The sequence below is a fragment of the Pseudomonas sp. Tun-23181 genome (assembly GCF_057415455.1).
In genome coordinates, this window is sequence record NZ_CM171630.1 from 4,048,871 (window position 1) to 4,070,933 (window position 22,063).

Annotated in this window: 15 protein-coding genes; 11 read left to right on the forward strand and 4 right to left on the reverse strand. The window is 65.5% G+C overall.

Translation table 11 applies throughout. The features are described 5' to 3' along the window. Positions 1-22 precede the first annotated feature (22 nt). The 3 genes from ACDI39_RS19320 to ACDI39_RS19330 all read right to left on the reverse strand — a co-directional run bounded on the left by ACDI39_RS19320 (position 23) and on the right by ACDI39_RS19330 (position 4,800). On the reverse strand, positions 23-724 hold the full coding sequence (locus ACDI39_RS19320; protein WP_225787544.1) for an SPOR domain-containing protein: 702 nt from the start codon (positions 722-724) through the stop codon (positions 23-25). A gap of 1 nt (position 725) precedes the next feature. Further along, a complete protein-coding gene (gene argS / locus ACDI39_RS19325) occupies positions 726-2,462 on the reverse strand; it encodes an arginine--tRNA ligase (RefSeq protein ID WP_253079860.1) in 1,737 nt (578 codons plus the stop codon). A 118-nt stretch (positions 2,463-2,580) separates the two neighbouring features. Then, positions 2,581-4,800, reverse strand: coding sequence for a primosomal protein N' (locus ACDI39_RS19330; RefSeq protein WP_253079861.1), 2,220 nt, complete (start codon positions 4,798-4,800; stop codon positions 2,581-2,583). Positions 4,801-4,969: 169 nt separating this feature from the next. Between ACDI39_RS19330 and rpmE the strand changes: the two genes are divergently transcribed. The 3 genes from rpmE (at position 4,970) to ACDI39_RS19345 (ending at position 7,455) form a co-directional block, all read left to right on the forward strand. Next, positions 4,970-5,185, forward strand: a complete 216-nt coding sequence (rpmE, locus tag ACDI39_RS19335) for a 50S ribosomal protein L31 (protein WP_225787541.1) — start codon at positions 4,970-4,972, stop codon at positions 5,183-5,185. A 2-nt stretch (positions 5,186-5,187) separates the two neighbouring features. Continuing rightward, positions 5,188-6,009, forward strand: coding sequence for a thermonuclease family protein (locus ACDI39_RS19340; protein ID WP_225787540.1), 822 nt, complete (start codon positions 5,188-5,190; stop codon positions 6,007-6,009). 177 nt (positions 6,010-6,186) lie between these two features. Beyond that, a complete protein-coding gene (locus ACDI39_RS19345) occupies positions 6,187-7,455 on the forward strand; it encodes a malic enzyme-like NAD(P)-binding protein (RefSeq protein ID WP_225787539.1) in 1,269 nt (422 codons plus the stop codon). Positions 7,456-7,590: 135 nt separating this feature from the next. Here the strand turns inward: ACDI39_RS19345 and ACDI39_RS19350 are convergent, their stop codons facing one another. Then, positions 7,591-10,041 (reverse strand): penicillin-binding protein 1A, encoded by a 2,451-nt coding sequence (locus ACDI39_RS19350; RefSeq protein ID WP_410896916.1) that lies wholly within the window; start codon positions 10,039-10,041, stop codon positions 7,591-7,593. Positions 10,042-10,206: 165 nt separating this feature from the next. On the opposite strand from ACDI39_RS19350, the gene pilM reads away from it, so the two are divergent. The 8 genes from pilM (at position 10,207) to gltB (ending at position 22,016) form a co-directional block, all read left to right on the forward strand. Next, positions 10,207-11,130: a type IV pilus biogenesis protein PilM gene (gene pilM / locus ACDI39_RS19355; RefSeq protein ID WP_225787537.1), complete on the forward strand. Its 924-nt coding sequence runs from the start codon at positions 10,207-10,209 to the stop codon at positions 11,128-11,130. Further along, on the forward strand, positions 11,130-11,666 hold the full coding sequence (locus tag ACDI39_RS19360) for a PilN domain-containing protein (RefSeq protein WP_225787536.1): 537 nt from the start codon (positions 11,130-11,132) through the stop codon (positions 11,664-11,666). The genes pilM and ACDI39_RS19360 overlap by 1 nt, the downstream gene beginning before the upstream one ends. Next, complete coding sequence (locus tag ACDI39_RS19365) at positions 11,663-12,679, forward strand: pilus assembly protein PilP (RefSeq protein WP_225787535.1); 1,017 nt, start codon at positions 11,663-11,665, stop codon at positions 12,677-12,679. The genes ACDI39_RS19360 and ACDI39_RS19365 overlap by 4 nt, the downstream gene beginning before the upstream one ends. Continuing rightward, positions 12,627-13,871: a type IV pilus secretin PilQ gene (locus tag ACDI39_RS19370; RefSeq protein WP_486539009.1), complete on the forward strand. Its 1,245-nt coding sequence runs from the start codon at positions 12,627-12,629 to the stop codon at positions 13,869-13,871. The genes ACDI39_RS19365 and ACDI39_RS19370 overlap by 53 nt, the downstream gene beginning before the upstream one ends. 4 nt (positions 13,872-13,875) lie before the next feature. Further along, positions 13,876-14,394: a shikimate kinase AroK gene (gene aroK, locus ACDI39_RS19375; RefSeq protein WP_225787533.1), complete on the forward strand. Its 519-nt coding sequence runs from the start codon at positions 13,876-13,878 to the stop codon at positions 14,392-14,394. Positions 14,395-14,491: 97 nt separating this feature from the next. Beyond that, the gene (aroB, locus tag ACDI39_RS19380) at positions 14,492-15,589 is read left to right on the forward strand and encodes a 3-dehydroquinate synthase (RefSeq protein ID WP_253079863.1); all 1,098 of its coding nucleotides are present in this window, start codon (positions 14,492-14,494) and stop codon (positions 15,587-15,589) included. Positions 15,590-15,604: 15 nt separating this feature from the next. Beyond that, positions 15,605-17,197, forward strand: a complete 1,593-nt coding sequence (locus tag ACDI39_RS19385; protein WP_253079864.1) for an SPOR domain-containing protein — start codon at positions 15,605-15,607, stop codon at positions 17,195-17,197. Positions 17,198-17,570: 373 nt separating this feature from the next. After that, complete coding sequence (gene gltB, locus ACDI39_RS19390) at positions 17,571-22,016, forward strand: glutamate synthase large subunit (RefSeq protein ID WP_225787530.1); 4,446 nt, start codon at positions 17,571-17,573, stop codon at positions 22,014-22,016. Positions 22,017-22,063 lie beyond the last annotated feature (47 nt).

Here is a 22,063-nt window from a genome sequence, read left to right on the forward strand (position 1 = left end):
GAGAGCGACAAGGCCTTGGTCTTCATTGCTGGCGGGTCTGCCTGCGCTGCAAGAGCAGGTTGCTGAAACCCGCACCTGCCAGCTGCTTCTGCGCCACGGTCAGCTGTTCGCGGTTGCTGAACGGGCCGACCAGCACGCGGTACCAGGTTTCCTCTTTCACCGTCCCCGACTCCACCTTGACCGACTGGCCGAGCAGGATGATCTGCGCACGGACCTTGTCGGCGTCGGCCTGCTTGCGGAACGAGCCGGCCTGGAGGAAGAACTGGGTGGTCGCCGCCGGCTTGATGACCGGTGGCGCCGGCGGTGGTGTCTGCCCCATCAGCGCAGCCTGGGCCCTGGCCGTGTCGATCTTCGCCGCTTCCTCAGGCGTCACCGGCTTGACCGGCTGGGCCGGTACTGGCGGCGTTTTCTCCGGCACGGCCTCGGGTGGCACGATGACCTCGGACTCCGGCAGCAGCGTGTAGAAGTCGTATTTCGGCTTGACCGGCTGCTGCGGTGCCGGCGCGGTGGCCTTGGCGCTTTCGGCGACCTTGGCTGGCTTCTGCTGTTCGGGCTTGGTGCGCTTGATGTCTTCGCTACCCGGTTCGAGCTTCATCAGAAAAACGATGAAGGCGCCGACAGTCAGGCCGACCGCCAGCCATATCCAGCCAGGGATCGGCTGCTTGGCCGGGGGCTGGTAGCGGCTGGCGCCACGCTTGGGGGCGGGTTTCTTCTTGGCAGCCAACTTACATGCGCTCCAGGGTTTCCAGGCCGAGCAGTTCCAGGCCCTGCTTGAGGGTGCGACCGGTCAGGGCCGCCAGGCGCAGGCGGCTCTGCTGTTGCTCGGCGGTTTCCGCCGTGAGGATCGGGCAGTTCTCGTAGAAGCTGGAGAACAGGCCGGCGATGTCGTACAGGTAGCTGCACAGCACGTGCGGCGTGCCCTTGTCGGCCACGCTGTTGAGCACTTCGCCGAACTGCGCCAGGCGCGCGGCCAGGTCCTGCTCATGGGCCGCCTGCAGCACGATCTTGCCGTCGACCTCGTCGAAGCCCTTGCCCAGCTTGCGGAACACGCTGGCCACGCGGGTGTAGGCATACAGCAGGTAGGGCGCGGTGTTGCCGTCGAAGTTGAGCATCAGCTCGAAGTTGAAGCTGTAGTCGCTGGTCCGGTGCTTGGACAGGTCGGCGTACTTCACCGCGCCGATGCCGACCACTTCGCCGATACGGCGCAGCTCGTCCTCGGACAGGCTCGGGTTCTTCTCCTTGACCAGCGCGTAGGCGCGCTCCTTGGCTTCGGTGAGCAGGTCGATCAGCTTCACGGTGCCGCCGTCGCGGGTCTTGAACGGCCGGCCATCGGCGCCATTCATGGTGCCGAAGCCCATGTGTTCCATCTGCATCGGGTGGCCAACGAAGCCGGCGCGGCGCGCCACCTCGAACACCTGGTTGAAGTGCAGGGCCTGGCGCTGGTCGACGAAGTACAAGGCTCGGTCGGCCTTGAGCACGTTGCTGCGGTAGCGCACCGCGGCCAGGTCGGTGGTGGCGTAGAGGTAGCCGCCATCGGCCTTCTGCACGATCACCGGCAGCGGCTCGCCCTCGGTGTTCTTGAATTCGTCGAGGAACACGCACTGGGCGCCCTGGTTCTCGACCAGCAGGCCTTTGGCCCTGAGGTCGGCGACCACGTTGGCCAGGTCATCGTTGTAGGCGCTCTCGCCCATCACGTCGGCCATGCTCAGCTTGACGTTGAGCAGGTCGTAGGTCTTCTGGCAGTGGGACAGGGAAATGTCCTTGAAGCGTGTCCACAGCGCCATGCAGTCCGGGTCGCCGGCCTGCAGCTTGACCACCAGGCCACGGGCGCGGGTAGCGAACGCCTCGGACTCGTCGAAGCGCTTCTTCGCGGCGCGATAGAAGTTCTCCAGGTCCGACAGCTCGTCGCTGGTGATCGGGTTCTCTTCCAGGTAGGCCAGCAGCATGCCGAACTGGGTGCCCCAGTCGCCCACGTGGTTCTGGCGGATCACCTGGTCGCCGAGGAACTCCAGGACGCGGGCGACGCTGTCGCCGATGATGGTCGAACGCAGGTGGCCGACGTGCATCTCCTTGGCCAGGTTGGGTGCCGACATGTCGATCACCACCTTCTCGGCGGGGCCGGCCTTGCGCACGCCCAGGTGGTCATCGGCCAGGGCTGCGTCCAGGCGGCTGGCCAGGCCGTCGATGTTCTGGAAGAAGTTGAGGAAGCCCGGGCCGGCGATCTCGACCTTGCTGATGTCGTCGCTGGTCGGCAGGGCGGCGATGATCTTGTCGGCCAAGTCGCGCGGCTTCATGCCGGCGGGCTTGGCCAGCATCATGGCGATGTTGCTGGCGAAATCGCCGTGGGTCTTGTCCCGGGCGTTTTCCACCTGGATCGCCGGCGTCAGCCCTTCAGGCAGCACACCGTCGGCGACGAGTTGGGTGAGGGCTTGCTGGATCAGCTGGCGAATGGTGTCTTTCATGGGGATCTCTTTTCGACCGCAAGCGCGGTAGGGCGCTTCGATGCGCAGGTGGAAAAACTGAACATTATCCGTTCCCGGAGCCGGGTTGCCAACCTTTCGGCTTCTTGCAGCTTGCCGCTCAATAAAGATCCACCGGGTCCACATCCAGCGACCAGCGCACCTGGCGTCCCGACGGCATCTGCTCCAATGCCAGCAACCAGGCGCTGATCAGCCGATGCAATGCTCCCCGGGCATTGGCCTGCAACAGCAACTGTGCCCGGAAGCGCCCGGCGCGGCGCTCCATGGGCGCGGGGACCGGGCCGAGCAGCTCGATGCCCTGCAGGCCCTGTTCGGCCAGCAAGCGTTCGGCGGCGCTGCAGGCCTCGTCGAGGAAACCCTCGGCCTGGCCCGGCTTGTGCGCCTCGGCGCGCAGCAGGGCGAGGTGGGCGAAGGGGGGCAGGCCGGCGGCGCGGCGCTCGCTCAGGGCCTGCTCGGCGAAGGCGAAGTAGCCTTGTTCTGTCAGTTGCACCAACAGCGGGTGTTCGGCCAGGTGGGTCTGGATGATCACTTTGCCGGGGTCTTCGGCGCGCCCGGCGCGGCCAGCCACCTGGACGATCAACTGGGCCATGCGCTCGCTGGCGCGGAAGTCGCCGGAGAACAGGCCGCCATCGGCATCGAGAATGGCGACCAGCGTCACCCGGGGGAAATGATGCCCCTTGGCGAGCATCTGGGTGCCGACCAGGATGCTCGGTTGCCCGCGCTGGATGGTGGTGAACAGGTTGTGCATGGCGTCCTTGCGCGCGGTGCTGTCGCGGTCGACGCGCAGCACCGGGTAGTCCGGGAAGAGGACCTTCAGGCGCTCCTCGGCACGCTCGGTCCCCGCACCTACCGGGCGCAAGTCCACATGGGCGCATTGCGGGCACTGCTGTGGCAGGCGCTCGTCATGGCCGCAATGATGGCAGCGCAGCACGCCGGAACGCTGGTGCACGGTCATCCGCGCATCGCAGCGCGGGCACTCGCTGAGCCAGCCGCAGTCATGGCACAGCAGGGTCGGGGCGAAGCCGCGGCGGTTGAGGAACACCAGCACCTGCTGGCCCGCCGCCAGGGTCTGGCCGATGGCCTGTTGCAGCGGGCCGCTGATGCCGCTGTCCAGCGGTCGGCTGCGCACGTCCAGGCGCAGCAGCCGTGGCGGTTGTGCGCCGCCGGCGCGTTGGGTCATGCGCAGCAGGCCATAGCGGCCGCTGTGGGCATTGTGCAGGCTCTCCAGCGAGGGCGTGGCGGAGCCGAGGAGGATGGGGATGTTCTCCTGGTGGGCGCGCACCACGGCCAGGTCGCGAGCATGGTAACGCAGGCCTTCCTGCTGTTTATAGGAGCCGTCGTGTTCTTCGTCGATGATGATCAGCCCCGGATGCTTCATCGGCGTGAACAGCGCCGAGCGCGTGCCGATGATGATGTCGGCCTCGCCATCGCGGGCCGCCAGCCAGGCATCGAGGCGCTCGCGGTCGCCCACTGCCGAGTGCAGCAGGGCGATGCGGGCGTTGAAGCGCTGCTCGAAGCGCGCCAGGGTCTGCGGCCCGAGATTGATCTCGGGGATCAGGATCAGCGCCTGCTTGCCTGCTTCGAGGGCCTCGCGGATCAATTGCAGGTAGACCTCGGTCTTGCCACTGCCCGTCACCCCGGCCAGGAGGAAGGCGTGGAAACTGCCGAAGCCCGAGCGCACGGCGTCGAACGCGGCTTGCTGTTCGTCGTTCAGCGGCAGTTCCGGCTGGGCCAGCCAATGTTCGTGGCGGGAAAGCGGCAGGTGGCGGCGTACTTCCACCTGGACCAGCTCCTTGGCCAGCAGCAGGTCGAGGCTGTCCTTGTTCAGGCCGAGCTTGCCCAGCAGGCTGTGGGCCACGCCATGGGGGTGCTGGGACAGGGTCTTGAGGGCATCGCGTTGGCGTGGCGCACGGGCGATGCGCGGGTCTTCCAGGCGGGCACCGGGGGCGACATGCCAGAAGCGCTCCTGGCGCATCTGCGCCGGCTCTCCCTGGCGCAGCAGGGTCGGCAGTGCCCAGTTCAGGGTGTCGCCGAGGCTGTGCTGGTAGTACTGGGCGGTCCACAGGCACAGCTTGAACAGTGCCGGTGGCAGTGGCGAGACCGGGTCGAGCAGGGCCGTGGCCGGCTTGAGCTTATCGGCCGGCACCTCGCTCTTGTCGCAGACTTCCACCAGTACGCCGATCATTTCGCGGCGGCCGAACGGCACGCGGATGCGCATGCCTGGCGTGAGTGCCTGGCGGGCCATGCTCGCCGGCGCCCGGTAGTCGAACAGGCGACGCAGGGGCGAGGGCAGGGCAAGGCGCAGGATGACGTCGGACACGCGGAAGGTCTCTGGAGGGTATTTCGGAAATCACGCGAGACTAGCAGACGACGGTCGGTGCTCGCGACAACTTGCGTTGGCGCAATGCTCTGGTATTATTCGCCGCCTATTTCCGTGCGGTATTCAACAATTGGTGTTGGGTGGCGGCACGCAGCTCGAGGAAGTGACGATGAAACCAGAAATTCACCCGAATTACGAAGTAGTTGCGGTCACCTGCAGCTGCGGTAACAAGTTCGAGACCCGTTCGACCCTGGCCAAGCCGCTGGCGATCGACGTCTGCTCCCAGTGCCACCCGTTCTACACTGGCAAGCAGAAGGTCCTGGACACCGGTGGTCGCGTACAGAAGTTCGCCGATCGCTTCGGTATGTTCGGTACCAAGAAGTAATCATGCGCATGGCGAATCCTTCGGGTTTCGCGCTGCTGTGGAAAAAGGCGCCCCTCGTGGGCGCCTTTTTCATGGGCGCGATCTGGCATGTTCCGGCGCTGGCCTTCTGCCCACTGCCCGACAAGGTACAGCAGGTAGCGGTGCGCCAGGTGGTGGATGGCGACACCCTGCGCCTGAGCGACGGGCGCAGCGTACGCCTGATCGGCATCAATGCGCCCGAGATCGGCCGCAAGGGCCGTACCAGCGAACCCTATGCCGAGGCTGCACGGCGCCGCCTGCAGGCGCTGGTCAAGGCCAGCGACGGCCGTGTCGGGCTGCTGCCGGGTGTCGAAGCGAAAGACAAGTACGGGCGCACCCTGGCGCACATCTATGGGCGCGATGGCGACAATTTCGAGGCACGGCTGCTCAGCGAAGGGCTGGGCTACCGGGTTGCGGTCGCTCCCAACGTCAAGCTCGCCGGCTGCCAGCAGCAGGCCGAACAAGCTGCCCGCACCGTGCGGGCGGGGCTCTGGCGGCAGTCGCCGGTCATCCGCGCCAGCGACGTGCGCCAATCAGGGTTTGCCGTCATCGGCGGCAAGATCCGCGGTATCGAGCGCAATCGTGGCGGGATCTGGCTGGAGCTGGACGATGCCGTGGTGCTCCAGGTTCCCGCTCGTCTACAACGCAACTTCCCCTCAGGCTTCTTCGATAACCTCAAGGGACGCCAGGTCGAGGCGCGCGGCTGGGTCGTGGATCGCTCCCGCAAGGGCGGGTTGAAGCCGGGGCAGCGACGCTGGGTATTGCCATTGACCGATCCGAGCATGTTGGAGCGCATTTCAGGCTAAAAAATTGTAGACATTACGCTGATGAATTGTACACACTGAGGCCGTATGCCCCGCGGGTTATAGCGTAAAGTCGTAGGCTGAAGGCCTTGACAGAAGTGACCGGGCAGTCTTGTGGCCCCCCGGCTCTTTGCGTATCCTCGGCGGTCCGTCAGAACAGTAAATAGCGGAATGCCCACCATGTCAGACCTGAAAACCGCCGCTCTCGAATACCACGCTCAGCCTCGTCCGGGGAAACTGAGCGTCGAGCTCACCAAACCCACCGCAACCGCCCGCGACCTGGCCCTGGCCTACAGCCCGGGCGTCGCCGAACCGGTGCGCGAGATCGGCCGTGATCCGGAACTGGCCTACCAATACACCGGCAAGGGCAACCTGGTCGCCGTGATTTCCGATGGCACCGCCATCCTGGGCCTGGGCGACCTCGGCCCGCTGGCCTCCAAGCCGGTCATGGAAGGCAAGGGCGTTCTGTTCAAGCGTTTCGCCGGCATCGATGTGTTCGACATCGAAGTCGACTCGGAAAGCCCACAGGCCTTCATCGATACCGTCAAGCGCATCTCCATCACATTCGGCGGCATCAACCTTGAAGACATCAAGGCGCCGGAGTGCTTCGAGATCGAGCGTACCCTGATCGAGCAGTGCGACATTCCCGTGTTCCACGATGATCAGCACGGCACCGCGATCGTTACCGCGGCCGGCATGATCAACGCCCTGGAAATCGCCGGCAAGAAGCTCGAAGACGCCAAGATCGTCTGCCTGGGTGCCGGTGCTGCCGCCATCTCCTGCATGAAGCTGCTGGTGAGCATGGGCGCCAAGGTCGAGAACATCTTCATGATCGACCGCAGCGGCGTGATCCACGCTGGCCGCGACGACCTGAACCAGTACAAGGCGCAGTTCGCTCACGCCACCGACAAGCGCACCCTGGCCGATGCCCTGGAAGGTGCGGACGTGTTCGTCGGCCTGTCCGGCCCGAACCTGCTGAGCCCCGAAGGCCTGAAGTCCATGGCGCCGAACCCGATCGTGTTCGCTTGCTCGAACCCGGACCCGGAAATCAAGCCGGAGTTGGCTCACGAGACCCGCAGTGACGTGATCATGGCCACCGGTCGTTCCGACTACCCGAACCAGGTCAACAACGTGCTGGGCTTCCCGTTCATCTTCCGTGGCGCCCTGGACGTACGTGCCAAGCGCATCAACGAAGAGATGAAGATCGCTGCCGCCATCGCCCTGAAGGACCTGGCCAAGCTGCCGGTACCGAAGGAAGTCTGCGACGCCTATGGCGTGCAGGCGCTGGAGTTCGGCCGTGAGTACATCATTCCGAAGCCGATGGACCCACGCCTGATCACCGTCGTTTCCGACGCCGTGGCCAAAGCGGCCATCGAGTCCGGCGTGGCGACCCTGCCGTATCCGCAGCACTACCCGCTGCAGAGCGTGGACGAAGTCTTCAACGGCTAACGGCACGCAAAAAAGAACCGGCTCATATGAGCCGGTTTTTTTTTGCTTCGAGCTTCGAGCTGCAAGAGGTGTTGCGCAGGCTTCGATACCTTGCTCGGCATCTGGCTCAGCGCAAGACAGCTTGCAGCGTGTAGCTCAGAAGAGATCCATAGGCGCCGTCTCGTCGGCTGGCAGTGGGCTGCCGGGTACGACGCCATTGCCCAGTTCGTCCATCGAAGGCGGCGAGTCCTCGGCCTTGAACAGTTCGAAGTAGGCATTCGGTGTGCTCGGCGTAGCCGCCCGGCCGCTGATCGGGTCGACCCGCAGGCTGAGGATGCCTTCCGGCTCGGCCGGGGCATGTTCTGGCTTGTCCTTGAGCGCGGCGCCCATGAAGTTCATCCAGATCGGCAGCGCAGCGGTGCCGCCGTACTCGCGGCGACCCAAGGTTTCCGGTTGGTCGAAACCGACCCATACGGTGGTGACGTAGTCGGCGTTGTACCCGGAGAACCAGGCATCCTTGGACTCGTTGGTGGTGCCGGTCTTGCCCGCCAGGTCGCTGCGGCCCAGGGCCAGGGCGCGGCGGCCGGTGCCGCGCTTGATCACGTCCTGGAGCATGCTGGTGAGGATGTAGCTGGTGCGCCCGTCGATGATGCGCTCGGCCACCGCCGGCAGCTGGGGTGGCGGCGCCATCTGGCCAAGGGCCGACGGTGCCTCGCCGGGCAATGCCTCGGTGCTGATCGGCTGCTCCGGCGCGGCGAGGCCGGCCTGGTCCTCGTTGGCCTGCGGTACCCGTGCCGGGTTGGCGGTGAACAGGGTCTCGCCGTTGCGGCTCTCGATGCGCTCGATCAGGTACGGATTGATCTTGTAGCCGCCATTGGCGAAGGCGCTCCAGCCGGTAGCGATCTCCATCGGCGTCAGCGTCGCGGTGCCCAGGGCCAGCGATAGGTTGCGGGGCAGGTCCTGCTTGTTGAAGCCGAACTTGGCGATGTAGTCGATGGTGCGGTCCACGCCCATGGCTTGCAGCAGGCGGATCGACACCAGGTTGCGCGACTTGTACAGCGCCTCGCGCATGCGGATCGGGCCGAGGAAGGTATTGGTGTCGTTCTTCGGGCGCCAGACCTTGTCCAGGTACTCGTCGACGAACACGATCGGCGCATCGTTGACCAGGCTGGCGGCGGTGTAGCCATTGTCCAGCGCGGCGCTGTAGACGAATGGCTTGAAGCTCGAGCCTGGCTGGCGCTTGGCCTGCATCGCACGGTTGTAGTTGCTCTGCTCGAACGAGAAACCACCCACCAGGGCGCGAATGGCGCCGCTGTACGGGTCCAGGGTGACCAGCGCGCTCTGCGCACCAGGTACCTGGCTGAACTTGAGCGTGCCGTCGTCCAGGCGCTGCACGCGGATCAGGTCGCCGATCTGGGCCACGTCCGCGGGCGATTGCGGCGAGCGCCCCTGGGCATTGCTGTTGAGGAAGGGGCGGGCCCACTTCATGGTTTCCCAGGCCACGTCCTGTTCCTCGCCGTTGCGGGTCAGCACCTTCAGGCCGGCCTTGTCGACCTGGGTGACGATGGCCGGCTCCAGGCCGCCAAGCGTGCGCTGCTTGGCCAGCTCCTGCAGCCAGGCGGCGCGGGTCTTGCCCGGGAAGCGCGACTCGGGGCCCCGGTAGCCGTGGCGCTCGTCGTAGTCGGACAGGCCATCGAGTACGGCCCTGTTGGCCATCTCCTGCATGTCGCTCGGCACCGTGGTGGTGACGCGGAAACCTTCGGTGTAGGCGTCGCTGCCATAGCGCCCGACCATTTCGGCACGGGCCATCTCGGCGATGTAGGGGGCGTTCACTTCCGGTGTCGGCACGTGGTAGCTGGCGTTCAGGGGCTCGGCCAGCGCTGCCTGGTAGCTGGCTTCGTCGATCTTGCCGAGCTTGTACATTCGGCCGAGGATCCAGTCGCGTCGCTCCTTGGCACGCCCCGGGTTGGCCAGCGGGTTGAAGCGCGATGGCGCCTTGGGCAGGCCGGCGATCATGGCCATCTGGGCCAGGCTCACGTCCCGGATCGACTTGCCGTAGTACACCTGTGCGGCGGCCTCGATGCCGTAGGCGCGGTTGCCCAGGTAGATCTTGTTGACGTACAGCTCGAGGATCTCGTCCTTGGTCAGTTCGCGCTCGATCTGCAAGGCCAGGAGGATCTCGTTGGTCTTGCGCGAGAAGCTGCGCTCGCTGGTGAGGAAGAAGTTCTTCGCCACCTGCATGGTGATGGTGCTGCCGCCGGTCTGGATATGGCCGGACTTCACCAGCTGGGTCGCGGCACGCATCAGGCTGCTCGGGTCGACCCCGTAGTGATTGAGGAAATTGTCGTCCTCGGCTGACAGAAGTGCCTGGATGAACTGCGGGGGAATATCCGCGAAACGGATCGGCGAACGCCGCATTTCGCCGAACTCGGCGATCAGCTTGCCGTCGCTGCTGTACACCCTCAGGGGGATCTGCAACTGGATGCTTCTAAGGGACTCGACCGAGGGCAGGCTGGGGCTAAGATACAGAAACGCACCGCTCACACCGAGTACGAGCGCACAGATGACTGCGACGAAAGACCACCAGAAGAACTTCAGCAGGCGTATCAAGGCTTTTGGGTGTCCAGGTTGGGAGTGGATTGCACGCGGGTCCGGCGGACAGGGAAAAAACGCTGGCCATTATAAGCATTTTTAGCCTCGCCGGGGCGACCGGCCGGCCCTGGCGGCCGGATCCGACGGCGCGATATCGCTACGATTTCTCAGGAAATAGCCATGCTTGGACGCTTCGGCAGGGATGCCGGTTCACTGCTGGGGGTAGAAATTGCCTCCGACTCCGTACGAATCCTTCAATTGCACCGGCGTCGTGGGCGTCGGGTTGTGGCCGCTTGGGCCCTGGAGCCCTTCGACACGCCCTGGCGCGGTGACGCCTCCCAGGACCCGCAACCCGTGGTGGATGCATTGCGCCGGGCGCGCTTGCGCAGCGGCAGCCGACAGTGCCGGGCGGCCATCGCGTTGCCAGGCTCGGAGGTGATCTGCAAGGTCTGCCACTTGTCGGCGACCTTGTCCGCGGGGGAGATGGAGGCGCAGTTGCTCACGGATGCCGACCGCCTGTTTCCCTTTCCACTACAGGACCTGGCCCTGGATTTCCAGATCCTGGGGCCTGCGTCGGGGCAGCCTGGCCATGTGGACGTGCTGGTGGGCGCGTGCCGTCAAGGCCTGCTCGAACCGCTGGAGCAGTTGCTCGAGGATGCGGGCTTGCACGCCGAGGCGGCGGAAGTCGACAGCATCGCCCTAGGGCGCCTGTTGCCCTCGGCCAGCAGCGCGTCGACGGGGTTGCTGCGGCTCGAGGCAGACAGTGCGACCCTGCATGCCTGGCCGCAGGGCGGCTTGCCGCAACGGCTGGCGCTGCGGTTCGCGCGTTCGGACTCGTGGGAGCGAAGGCTCGAGGGCATTGGCCAACTGCTGCACCATAACCTGCCTACGATCGGGGTCGAGCACCTTTGGATTGCGGCAAGCGCTCCTGCGGATGAGGGCTGGGCCGAGGCGCTGAAGGTGCGCCTGGGCATCCCCTGCGAACCCTTGGTGCCCTGCATCGACCTGGCAGCGGGAACTGACGAGGCCGCTACCCAGGCGCTATTGCGTGACTTCTCGCCCATGGCGCTGGCGTGTGGCCTGGCATTGGGAGGGGCGCACTGATGGTACGTCTGAATCTTTTGCCCTGGCGGGAGCGGCAACGTCGCGCGGCGGTGCGGCGATTCCAGCTCGCACTGGTGGTCAGCCTGCTGCTCGCCTTCTGTGGTGTGATGCTGCTCGATCATCTGGCCCGCCAGCGCTTGCAGCAGCAGGCACTGGCCAATGCTGGTCGACAGACGGCCGTGGAAAGCCTGGAGACGCAGTTGCAGCGAATCGCAGCCCTGCAGGAGGCGCGTGACGACATACAGGCGCAGTATGCGGCCTTGGCCGAGCTGCGGGCAGGCCAGGGGCTGGTCGTGGCGATGTTCGCGGAGTTCGAGCGGGCAATGCCCGGCGGCTTGCACCTGACTGAACTGACGCTGCAGGGTGGTCGCTTGCAGGTCGTTGGCGTGGCAGCGTCTCCCGCGGTGCTGGCCCAGCTCATGCGCGACCTGGAGCGTGCGCCTGTGTTGCAGGGCCTGGAGCTGAAGCAACTGCGCCATTTACCGCAAGGCGATGAGTTCCAGTTGGTGGCGCGTCTGTTGGCGTCCTGGTCATGATCGTGGCATCGGCGCGTGGCTGGCTGGAAGCTATCGGAACGTCCCGGGTGGCCATGGGGGCGACCCTGGTTGCGGTTTCGCTGCTGGTGATCGCCTTGGGTTGGTTGGTCCGCTTGCAGGGCTCGGATCAGGCCTACCGGCTTGGCCAGGCACGGGCACACGAACTGGATGGCATGTGGCAGGAGCGGGCGCTCCAGGCTCGCGAGCTGGCATCCGCGGAGGTGGCGCTGGCCGATGCCGAACACCAGTTGCGGGAGGCCCGCTGGCGCCTTTCGGCGGGTGTCGGCATGAGCGACCTGCTCGATGAGCTGGCGAGCTCCGGGCATGCCCATGGGCTGATCTTCGAGCAGCTCGAAGTGCTGGATGAAGTCGCGCAGGCCGGCTATCGGCAGGTGCCTTTGAAGCTCCAGGTGGTAGGGAACTATGCGGCCTTGCGTGCCTGGCTGGAGGAGTGGCTGGGCCAGGTGCGCCTGCTGCGTGTATCAGGCCTGCGGCTTGCCAGGGTGGATGAGCCGTCGGGGTTGCTGCGCCTGGACCTGGACGTGAATGCCTACCATCCAGGCCAGGTATTGCCGCCGCCGGCATCGCTGGCGGACGAGCCGGCCCGCCCAGCCGTGCAGGGCGCGCAGGCAGACCTGTTCCTGCCTTGGTCATCGCGCATGGCCTCGGGCGGCCTGGCGAGGATACCGCTGGCGCAGCTGGAGATGGTCGGCAGCCTGTCGCGGGCTGGCCAGCACCAGGCCTTGCTGTGGTCAGCCGGGCGGCTTTACCGGGTGGCGCCCGGCGACCGGTTGGGGCGGGGCGACGGCGTCGTGGTACGGGTCGACCGGCAGCAGGTCGAAGTGCGCGAGCGCCTGTTCCTCGGCGGGGCGTGGCACGAGCGGTCGACCTACCTAGCATTGAGGAAGCCTGTGGGCAAAGAGGTCAGGGATGAGCGTGAAACGGCTGTCGACGTGGGCAATGGCAGTGATGCTGCCGATTCAGGTGGCATCGGCGACGATCTACCGGGGTGAACCCCTGTCGTTGAATTTCCAGGATGTGGAAGTGCGTTCGGTGCTGCAGGTGCTGGCCGACTACGCAGGCATCAACCTGGTTGCCAGCGATGCGGTACAGGGCAACATCACCCTGCGCCTCGAGGATGTGCCCTGGGACCAGGCCCTGGACCTGGTACTGCGCAGCAAGGGGCTGGCCCGGCGCGAAGAGGGCAACGTGCTGCTGGTGGCACCGGCAGCCGAACTGGCGGAGCACTCCCGGGAGGCCCGCCTTGGCCAGGCGCTGGATGCGCAACTGCAGCCCATGCGCCGGGAGTTGTTGCCCATCCATCATGCCAAGGCCTCGGAGCTGGCCGAGCTGCTGCTGGCCACGCTCGCCGACGATCGCATCCTCACCGGGCGCGGCAGCCTGAGCGTCGATGCCCGCACCAACACCTTGGTCGTTCACCAGCCCGCCGACCGCCTCGCCGAACTGCGACAGCTGGTGGCTCAACTGGACGTGCCGGTGCGCCAAGTCCTGATCGAGGCTCGCATCGTCGAAGCCAATGTCGACTACGAGAAAAGCCTGGGCGTACGCTGGGGAGCCCCGCTCAAGGGCGAGAACGCCCGCCTGGGCAGCGACCTGTTCGTCGACCTGGGCGTGGAACGGGCGACCTCGGCCATTGGCCTGGGCCTGCTACGTGGTGGCACGTTGCTGGACCTCGAACTCAGCGCCATGGAAAAGAGCGGCAACGGCGAAATCATCTCCCAGCCCAAGGTGGTGACGGCGGACAAGGAAACCGCGCGGATCCTCAAGGGCACCGAGGTGCCCTACCAGGAAACCAGCAAGAGCGGCGCCACCTCCGTTTCGTTTCGCGAGGCATCGCTGTCGCTGGAGGTGACCCCGCAGATCACCCCGGACGGCAAGGTCATCATGACCGTGCGGGTGACCAAGGACGAGCCTGACTACGTCAATGCACTGAACGACGTGCCGCCGATCCGCAAGAACGAGGTCAATGCCAAGGTCCGGGTGACCGATGGTGAAACGATCGTGATCGGCGGGGTGTACTCGACCACGCAAAACAATGTGGTCGACAAGGTGCCATTTTTGGGCGATCTGCCGTATGTTGGACGGCTGTTTCGACGCGATGCATTACAAGAGAAAAAATCCGAGCTGCTGGTCTTCCTGACTCCGCGTATCATGAGTGACCAGGCGATTGCTGTGAGTCGTTGATTCTGTGCGAAATTTGATACTTGTGGGGCCCATGGGCGCTGGTAAGAGCACCATCGGGCGCCTGTTGGCCAAAGAGCTGCGCCTGCTGTTCAAGGATTCCGACAAGGAAATCGAGCTGCGAACCGGCGCCAACATCCCGTGGATCTTCGACAAGGAAGGCGAGCCGGGCTTTCGTGACCGCGAGCAGGCGATGATCGCCGAGCTCAGTGCGCTCGACGGCGTGGTCCTGGCGACCGGCGGTGGCGCCGTGATGCGCGAGGCCAACCGCAAGGCATTGCGTGAAGGCGGCCGGGTCATCTACCTGCACGCCTCGGTGGAGCAGCAGGTGGGGCGCACCGCCCGTGACCGTAACCGGCCGCTGCTGCGTACCGCCAACCCGGAGGCGACCCTGCGTACCCTGCTGGAGACACGCGACCCGCTTTACCGGGAGATCGCCGACCTGGTGGTGGAAACCGACGAACGGCCACCGCGCATGGTGGTGCTCGACATCCTCGAGCGCCTGCAGAAGTTGCCGCCCCGGTAAGCCGGGACTATTCTCGGCGACCAACGCCGAGGCGGGTTTCAACGTGACCGCGCGGGTCGCCTGGGCGATGCCGCGCCCTAGTACATTGTGGGGATACATGCAGACACTAAAGGTCGACCTGGGCGAACGTAGCTACCCGATCTACATTGGCGAAGGCCTGCTGGACCAGCCCGAACTGCTGGCGCCGCACATTGCTGGGCGGCAGGTTGCCATCGTCTCCAACGAAACCGTCGCGCCCCTGTATCTCGAGCGCCTGAGCCGCACGCTGGGCGCCTATTCGGTGCTGCCGGTGGTGCTGCCCGACGGCGAGGCCTACAAGAACTGGGAAACCCTGCAACTGATCTTCGACGCCCTGCTCAGCGCACGGCACGACCGCCGCACCACCGTGGTGGCCTTGGGCGGCGGTGTGATCGGCGATATGGCCGGCTTCGCCGCAGCCTGCTACCAGCGCGGCGTGGATTTCATCCAGGTGCCGACCACCCTGTTGTCCCAGGTGGACTCCTCGGTCGGCGGCAAGACCGGCATCAACCACCCGCTCGGCAAGAACATGGTCGGGGCCTTCTACCAGCCCAACGCGGTCCTGATCGACACCACCAGCCTCAAGACCCTGCCCGAGCGCGAGCTGTCGGCGGGCCTGGCGGAAGTCATCAAGTATGGCCTGATCTGCGACAAGCCTTTCCTCAGCTGGCTCGAAGAGAATATGGAGGCCCTGCGCCGCCTGGAGTCCGCCGCCCTGACCGAGGCCATCCGCCGCTCCTGCGCGGCCAAGGCCGCGGTGGTCGGTGCCGACGAGCGGGAGTCGGGGGTGCGTGCGACCCTGAACCTTGGCCATACCTTCGGCCATGCCATCGAGACCCACATGGGCTACGGCGTCTGGCTGCATGGCGAGGCCGTGGCGGCAGGTACCGTCATGGCCCTGGAGATGTCCATGCGCCTGGGCTGGATCGACCAGCCGGCGCGCGATCGCGGAATTCGCCTGCTGCAGACGGCAGGCTTGCCGGTGGTGCCACCACAGGAAATGACCCCGGCGCATTTCATGGAGCACATGGCGGTCGACAAGAAGGTGCTCGACGGTCGCCTGCGCCTGGTGCTGCTGCGCCAGTTGGGGGAAGCCGTGGTCACCGACGACTATCCGAAAGAGATCCTTCAGGCCACGTTGGCGGCGGATTACCGCGCGATCGTGGCCCAGCTTTGAGGTTGTGACAGCGCGATGACCAGTTTGCATGCCGATGAGGCGTTTCTCGACCACTACCAGTTGAACCATGACCCGTTCGCACCGCGCGTGCCCGGTTTCAAGTTCTTCCCCGCCCAACGCAAGCCGGTGCTGGGCCAGTTGCATCACCTGGCGCGCTACAGCCAGCTGATGCTGGTGGTCACCGGCCCCCTGGGCAGTGGCAAGACCCTGCTGCGCCAGGCCCTGGTGGCCAGCACCAACAAACAGTCGGTGCAGAGCGTGGTGGTGTCCGCCCGTGGCGCGGGCGATGCTGCCAGCGTGCTCGGCCAGGTAGCTCAGGCGCTCGACGTGGCCCATGCCGAGGTCCAGGCGATCCTCGCCCAGGTGGTGCAACTGGCGCTGACCGGCCAGGAAGTCTATCTGCTGGTGGACGATGCGGAACAACTCGACGACTCGGCACTCCAAGCCTTGCTGGAACTGGCGGCAGGTGTCCCGGAAGGGCGTCCGCACGTGTTCCTGTTCGGCGAGCCGTCACTGATCGCTGGGTTGGAGGGGCTCGATGTCGGTGGGGAGCGTTTCCACGTCATCGAGCTTGCCCCCTACAGTGAAGAAGAGACCCGCGAATACCTGGAGCAGCGCCTGGAAGGCGCGGGCCGGGGCATCGAGGTGTTCACCCGCGAACAGATCGTCGATATCCATGAAAACTCCGACGGCTGGCCTGGCACCATCAACCAGGTTGCCCGCGATACCTTGATCGAAGCCATGATCGCCAGCCGCAGTACGGCCAAGCGACCATCCATGGGGTTCAATATGCCTAAGAAACACGTGCTCGCGCTGTCTGCTGTCGTCGTGGTCGCCGTGGCCGCCGCGGTGCTGATGCCCAAGAAGGGAGACAAGGCACCTGCCGAGGAACCTGTGGCCCAGGCCCAGTTGCCGCTGGGAGAGGGCCAGCCCGGCAATGGCGGCCCGGCGATCGAATTCTCCGGCTCCTCCCAGCCCACGCCGTTGCCGCTGGTCGGCCAGTCGCAACCGGTGATGCGCGAGCCGCTGGCCCAGGCGGCAGGCATGGGGGATGGCGAAGAAGGCGGCCCGGCCGGCAACACCGCATTGCAGCCTGGCAACCCGCCGACCGTGACCACCACCGCGCCGCCTCAGGGCGTACCGGCCGGCCCGGCGCCGACCCAGGCACTGCCGACCACCAGCGCGCCCACCCAGCCGGTCGCGGTTGCACCTGCGCAGAAGCCTGTCGCCACCCAGCCGGCCAAGCCGGTTGCGCCTGCCAAGCCGGCCCCGGCACCGACCCAGGTCGCCAGCGCCAAGCCGGCCGCCGGTGGTGTCGGTAACAGTAGCTGGTACGCTGGCCAGAAACCGGGCAACTACGTGGTACAGATCCTCGGTACCAGCTCCGAAGCGTCGGCCCAGGCCTTCGTCAAGGCCCAGGGTGGCGACTATCGCTACTTCCGCAAAACCCTGCAGGGCAAGCCACTCTACGTGGTCACCTATGGCAATTTCGCCAACCGCGATGCAGCGGTTGCGGCAATCAAGAACTTGCCAGCCAAGGTCCAGGCTGGTAAACCTTGGCCTCGAACCGTCGGCAGCGTCCAACAAGAGCTCGCCGCGGCCCGCTGATACCTGCCGGGCGGCATCACCCCGCCGCCCAGTTGCTGAGCGACTCCTGAACTTCGTCTAGCCTGCTGTGCTCTCGCGCGGCAGGCTTTTCTGTCCCGAACTGCCGGCCACAAGCCTCACTTGCAGTCAGGGCTGAAACGCTTCAGACTCGAGCCAAGCCGCTATCACGGCGCATGGTGCAAAAACATTCAAAAATGCGACATGAATTTTCAATGAAACGTCTTGAAAATTTGTGAGCTTCGCTGTCGCTGTGCAACAATGGTTTCCCATTGCCCACCGCAAAAAGCTGGCATTCGATCGGCGTGGATGGTAAGTGGTTGTACTAAAAAGAGATTTGCCTTGGTTGAGAGGCGAACCTGGTGAGAAAGTGTCTATGAAAACAGGTCTGTACCATCCCGAAGAATTCAAGGACAACTGTGGTTTCGGACTGATTGCCCATATGACGGGCGAGGCGAGCCACCATCTTCTGCAAACCGCCATGCAGGCGCTGACCTGCATGACCCACCGCGGCGGGATCAACGCCGACGGCAAGACCGGCGACGGTTGCGGCCTGCTCATGCAGAAGCCCGACCAGTTCCTGCGTGCCGTTGCCCAGGAACATTTCGCCACCGAACTGCCCGGGCAGTACGCCGTCGGCATGGTGTTCTTCAACCAGGACCCGGTGAAGGCCGAAGCGGCCCGCGCCAACATGGATCGTGAGATTCTCGCGGCCGGCCTGAAGCTGGTTGGCTGGCGCAAGGTGCCGATCGACACTCGCGTGCTCGGCCGCCTGGCCCTGGAGCGCCTGCCGCAGATCGAACAGGTGTTCATCGGTGGCGAAGGCCTGAGCGACCAGGAGTTCGCCATCAAGCTGTTCAGTGCCCGTCGTCGTTCGTCCGTGGCCAACGCCCACGACGCCGACCACTACATCTGCAGCTTCTCGCACAAGACCATCATCTACAAAGGCCTGATGATGCCGGCGGACCTCGCCGCCTTCTATCCCGACCTGGGTGACGAGCGCCTGAAGACCGCGATCTGCGTGTTCCACCAGCGCTTCTCCACCAACACCCTGCCGAAGTGGCCGCTGGCGCAGCCGTTCCGCTTCCTCGCCCACAACGGCGAGATCAACACCATCACCGGCAACCGCAACTGGGCCATGGCCCGTCGCACCAAGTTCGCCAACGACCTGATTCCCGACCTCGAGGCACTCGGCCCACTGGTCAACCGCGTCGGCTCCGACTCTTCGAGCATGGACAACATGCTCGAGCTGATGGTCACCGGCGGCATCGACCTGTTCCGGGGCGTGCGCATGCTGGTGCCGCCGGCCTGGCAGAACGTCGAGACCATGGACGCCGACCTGCGTGCGTTCTACGAATACAACTCCATGCACATGGAGCCCTGGGACGGCCCGGCCGGCATCGTCATGACCGAAGGCCGCCACGCAGTCTGCCTGCTCGACCGCAACGGCCTGCGCCCGGCACGCTGGGTCACCACCCGCAATGGCTACATCACCCTGGCCTCGGAAATCGGTGTGTGGGACTACAAGCCCGAGGACGTCCTGGCCAAGGGCCGTGTCGGCCCGGGCCAGATCTTCGCCGTGGACACCGAGACCGGCCAGATCCTCGATACCGACGCCATCGACAACCGTCTCAAGTCGCGCCACCCCTACAAGCGCTGGCTGCGCCAGCACGCCTTGCGCATCCAGGCGACCCTGAGCGACGACCAGGGCGTGGCCAGCTACGACGCCGACCAGCTCAAGCAGTACATGAAAATGTTCCAGGTCACCTTCGAAGAGCGTGACCAGGTCCTGCGTCCGCTTGGCGAGCAGGGCCAGGAAGCGGTCGGCTCCATGGGCGACGACACGCCGATGGCCGTGCTGTCCCAGCGCGTGCGTTCGCCGTACGACTTCTTCCGCCAGCAGTTCGCCCAGGTGACCAACCCACCGATCGATCCGCTGCGTGAAGCGATCGTCATGTCCCTGGAGATCTGCCTGGGCGCCGAGCGCAACATCTTCCAGGAGTCCCCCGAGCACGCCTCGCGGGTGATCCTCAGCTCGCCGGTCATCTCGCCCGCCAAGTGGCGCTCGCTGATGAACCTGGAGCGCGAAGGCTTCGAGCGCCAGCTGATCGACCTCAACTATGAAGAGAGCGTCGGCCTGGAAGCGGCCATCCGCAACATCGCCGACCAGGCCGAAGAGGCCGTGCGCGCCGGCAAGACCCAGCTGGTGCTGAGCGACCGCTACATCGCCCCGGGCAAGCTGCCGGTGCATGCCTCCCTGGCCGTCGGTGCGGTGCACCACCGCCTGACCGAGCAGGGCCTGCGCTGCGACAGCAACATCCTGGTGGAAACCGCCACCGCCCGCGACCCGCACCACTTCGCCGTGCTGCTGGGCTTCGGTGCCTCGGCTGTCTACCCGTACCTGTCCTACGAAGTGCTGGCCGACCTGATCCGCACCGGCGAGGTGCTGGGCGACCTGGACGAAGTGTTCAAGTACTACCGCAAGGGCATCTCCAAGGGCCTGTTGAAGATCCTGTCGAAGATGGGCATCTCGACCATCGCCTCCTACCGCGGCGCCCAGCTGTTCGAAGCCGTGGGCCTGGCCGAGGAAGTGGTCGACCTCAGTTTCAAGGGTGTGTCCAGCCGCATCAAGGGCGCGCGTTTCGTCGACCTGGAAAACGACCAGAAGCTGCTCGCCGCCGAAGCCTGGAGCGCGCGCAAGCCGATCCAGCAGGGTGGCCTGCTCAAGTTCGTCCACGGCGGCGAGTACCACGCCTACAATCCGGACGTGGTCAACACCCTGCAGGCCGCCGTGCAGAAGGGCGACTACGCCAAGTTCAAGGAATACACCACGCTGGTCGACCAGCGTCCGGTGTCGATGATCCGCGACCTGTTGAACGTGAAGGTGGCCGAGCAGCCACTGGCGCTGGAGCAGGTCGAGCCGCTGGAGGACATCCTCAAGCGCTTCGACTCCGCCGGTATTTCCCTCGGCGCCCTGTCGCCGGAAGCCCATGAGGCCCTGGCCGAGGCGATGAACCGCCTGGGTGCCCGCTCCAACTCCGGTGAGGGCGGCGAGGACCCGGCGCGCTACGGCACCATCAAGAGCTCGAAGATCAAGCAGGTGGCCACCGGCCGCTTCGGCGTCACCCCGGAATACCTGGTCAACGCCGAAGTGCTGCAGATCAAGGTGGCCCAGGGCGCCAAGCCTGGCGAGGGCGGTCAGCTGCCAGGCGGCAAGGTCAACGGCCTGATTGCTCGCCTGCGCTATGCGGTGCCGGGCGTGACCCTGATCTCGCCACCGCCGCACCATGACATCTACTCGATCGAAGACCTGGCCCAGCTGATCTACGACCTCAAGCAGGTCAACCCGCAGGCGCTGGTGTCGGTCAAGCTGGTGGCCGAGGCCGGCGTCGGCACCATCGCCGCTGGCGTGGCCAAGGCCTATGCCGACCTGATCACCATTTCCGGCTACGACGGCGGTACCGGCGCTTCGCCGCTGACCTCGATCAAGTACGCCGGCGCGCCCTGGGAGCTGGGCCTGGCCGAGACTCACCAGACCCTGCGCGGCAACGACCTGCGCGGCAAGGTGCGGGTACAGACCGACGGCGGCCTGAAGACCGGCCTGGACGTGATCAAGGCCGCGATCCTCGGCGCCGAAAGCTTCGGCTTCGGCACCGCGCCGATGATCGCCCTCGGCTGCAAGTACCTGCGCATCTGCCACCTGAACAACTGCGCCACCGGCGTGGCCACCCAGAACGACAAGCTGCGCAAGGATCACTACATCGGTACCGTCGACATGGTGGTGAACTTCTTCACCTTCATCGCCGAGGAGACCCGCGAGTGGCTGGCCAAGCTGGGCGTGCGCAGCCTCGGCGAGCTGATCGGCCGCACCGACCTGCTTGAAGTGCTGCCGGGCGACACCGAGCGCCAGCAGTACCTGGACCTGTCGCCGCTGTTGGGCAGCTCGCACATCCCGGCCGACAAGCCGCAGTTCTGCGAAGTCGACAAGAACCCGCCGTTCGACAAGGGCGAACTGGCCGAGAAGATGGTCGAGATGGCCCTGCCGGCGATCCGCGACCTGTCCGGTGGCGAGTTCGAGCTCGACATCTGCAACTGCGACCGCTCCATCGGCGCGCGCATCTCCGGCGAGATCGCCCGCTTGCACGGCAACCAGGGCATGGCCGGGGCGCCGATCACCTTCCGCTTCAAGGGCACCGCGGGGCAGAGCTTCGGCGTGTGGAACGCCGGTGGCCTGAACCTGCACCTGGAAGGCGACGCCAACGACTATGTCGGCAAAGGCATGACCGGCGGCAAGCTGACCATCGTGCCGCCTGCCGGCAGCCCGTTCGAAACCCAGCACAGCGCCATCGTCGGCAACACCTGCCTGTACGGTGCCACCGGCGGCAAGCTGTTCGCTGCCGGTACCGCGGGCGAGCGCTTCGCTGTGCGTAACTCCGGCGCCCACGCTGTGGTCGAGGGCACCGGCGATCACTGTTGTGAATACATGACCGGCGGCTTTGTCTGCGTCCTGGGCAAGACCGGTTACAACTTCGGTTCTGGCATGACTGGCGGCTTTGCCTACGTGCTCGACATGGACAATACCTTCGTCGACAAGCTCAACCACGAGCTGGTGGAAATCCAGCGTATCAGTGGCGAAGCGATGGAGGCCTACCGCAGCCACCTGGCGCGGGTCCTTGCCGAATACGTGGAAGAGACCGGCAGCGAGTGGGGGCGTGAGCTCTCGGAGAACCTGGACGACTACGTGCGGCGCTTCTGGCTGGTCAAGCCGAAGGCGGCCAACCTGAAGCAACTGCTGTCCAGCACCCGTGCCAACCCGCAGTAACAACAGCTGCAAGTGGCAAGCCTCACGCTGCACGCAAAAGCAGTACG

Bases quoted from the DNA above. Each gene is read 5' to 3' on its own strand.
- aroB (WP_253079863.1), top strand. From the start codon at position 14,492: ATGCAGACACTAAAGGTCGACCTGGGCGAACGTAGCTACCCGATCTAC.
- pilM (WP_225787537.1), top strand. From the start codon at position 10,207: ATGCTTGGACGCTTCGGCAGGGATGCCGGTTCACTGCTGGGGGTAGAA.
- ACDI39_RS19340 (WP_225787540.1), top strand. From the start codon at position 5,188: ATGCGCATGGCGAATCCTTCGGGTTTCGCGCTGCTGTGGAAAAAGGCG.
- rpmE (WP_225787541.1), top strand. From the start codon at position 4,970: ATGAAACCAGAAATTCACCCGAATTACGAAGTAGTTGCGGTCACCTGC.
- ACDI39_RS19370 (WP_486539009.1), top strand. From the start codon at position 12,627: ATGGCAGTGATGCTGCCGATTCAGGTGGCATCGGCGACGATCTACCGG.
- ACDI39_RS19360 (WP_225787536.1), top strand. From the start codon at position 11,130: ATGGTACGTCTGAATCTTTTGCCCTGGCGGGAGCGGCAACGTCGCGCG.
- gltB (WP_225787530.1), top strand. From the start codon at position 17,571: ATGAAAACAGGTCTGTACCATCCCGAAGAATTCAAGGACAACTGTGGT.
- argS (WP_253079860.1), bottom strand. From the start codon at position 2,462: ATGAAAGACACCATTCGCCAGCTGATCCAGCAAGCCCTCACCCAACTC.
- ACDI39_RS19365 (WP_225787535.1), top strand. From the start codon at position 11,663: ATGATCGTGGCATCGGCGCGTGGCTGGCTGGAAGCTATCGGAACGTCC.
- ACDI39_RS19345 (WP_225787539.1), top strand. From the start codon at position 6,187: ATGTCAGACCTGAAAACCGCCGCTCTCGAATACCACGCTCAGCCTCGT.
- ACDI39_RS19385 (WP_253079864.1), top strand. From the start codon at position 15,605: ATGACCAGTTTGCATGCCGATGAGGCGTTTCTCGACCACTACCAGTTG.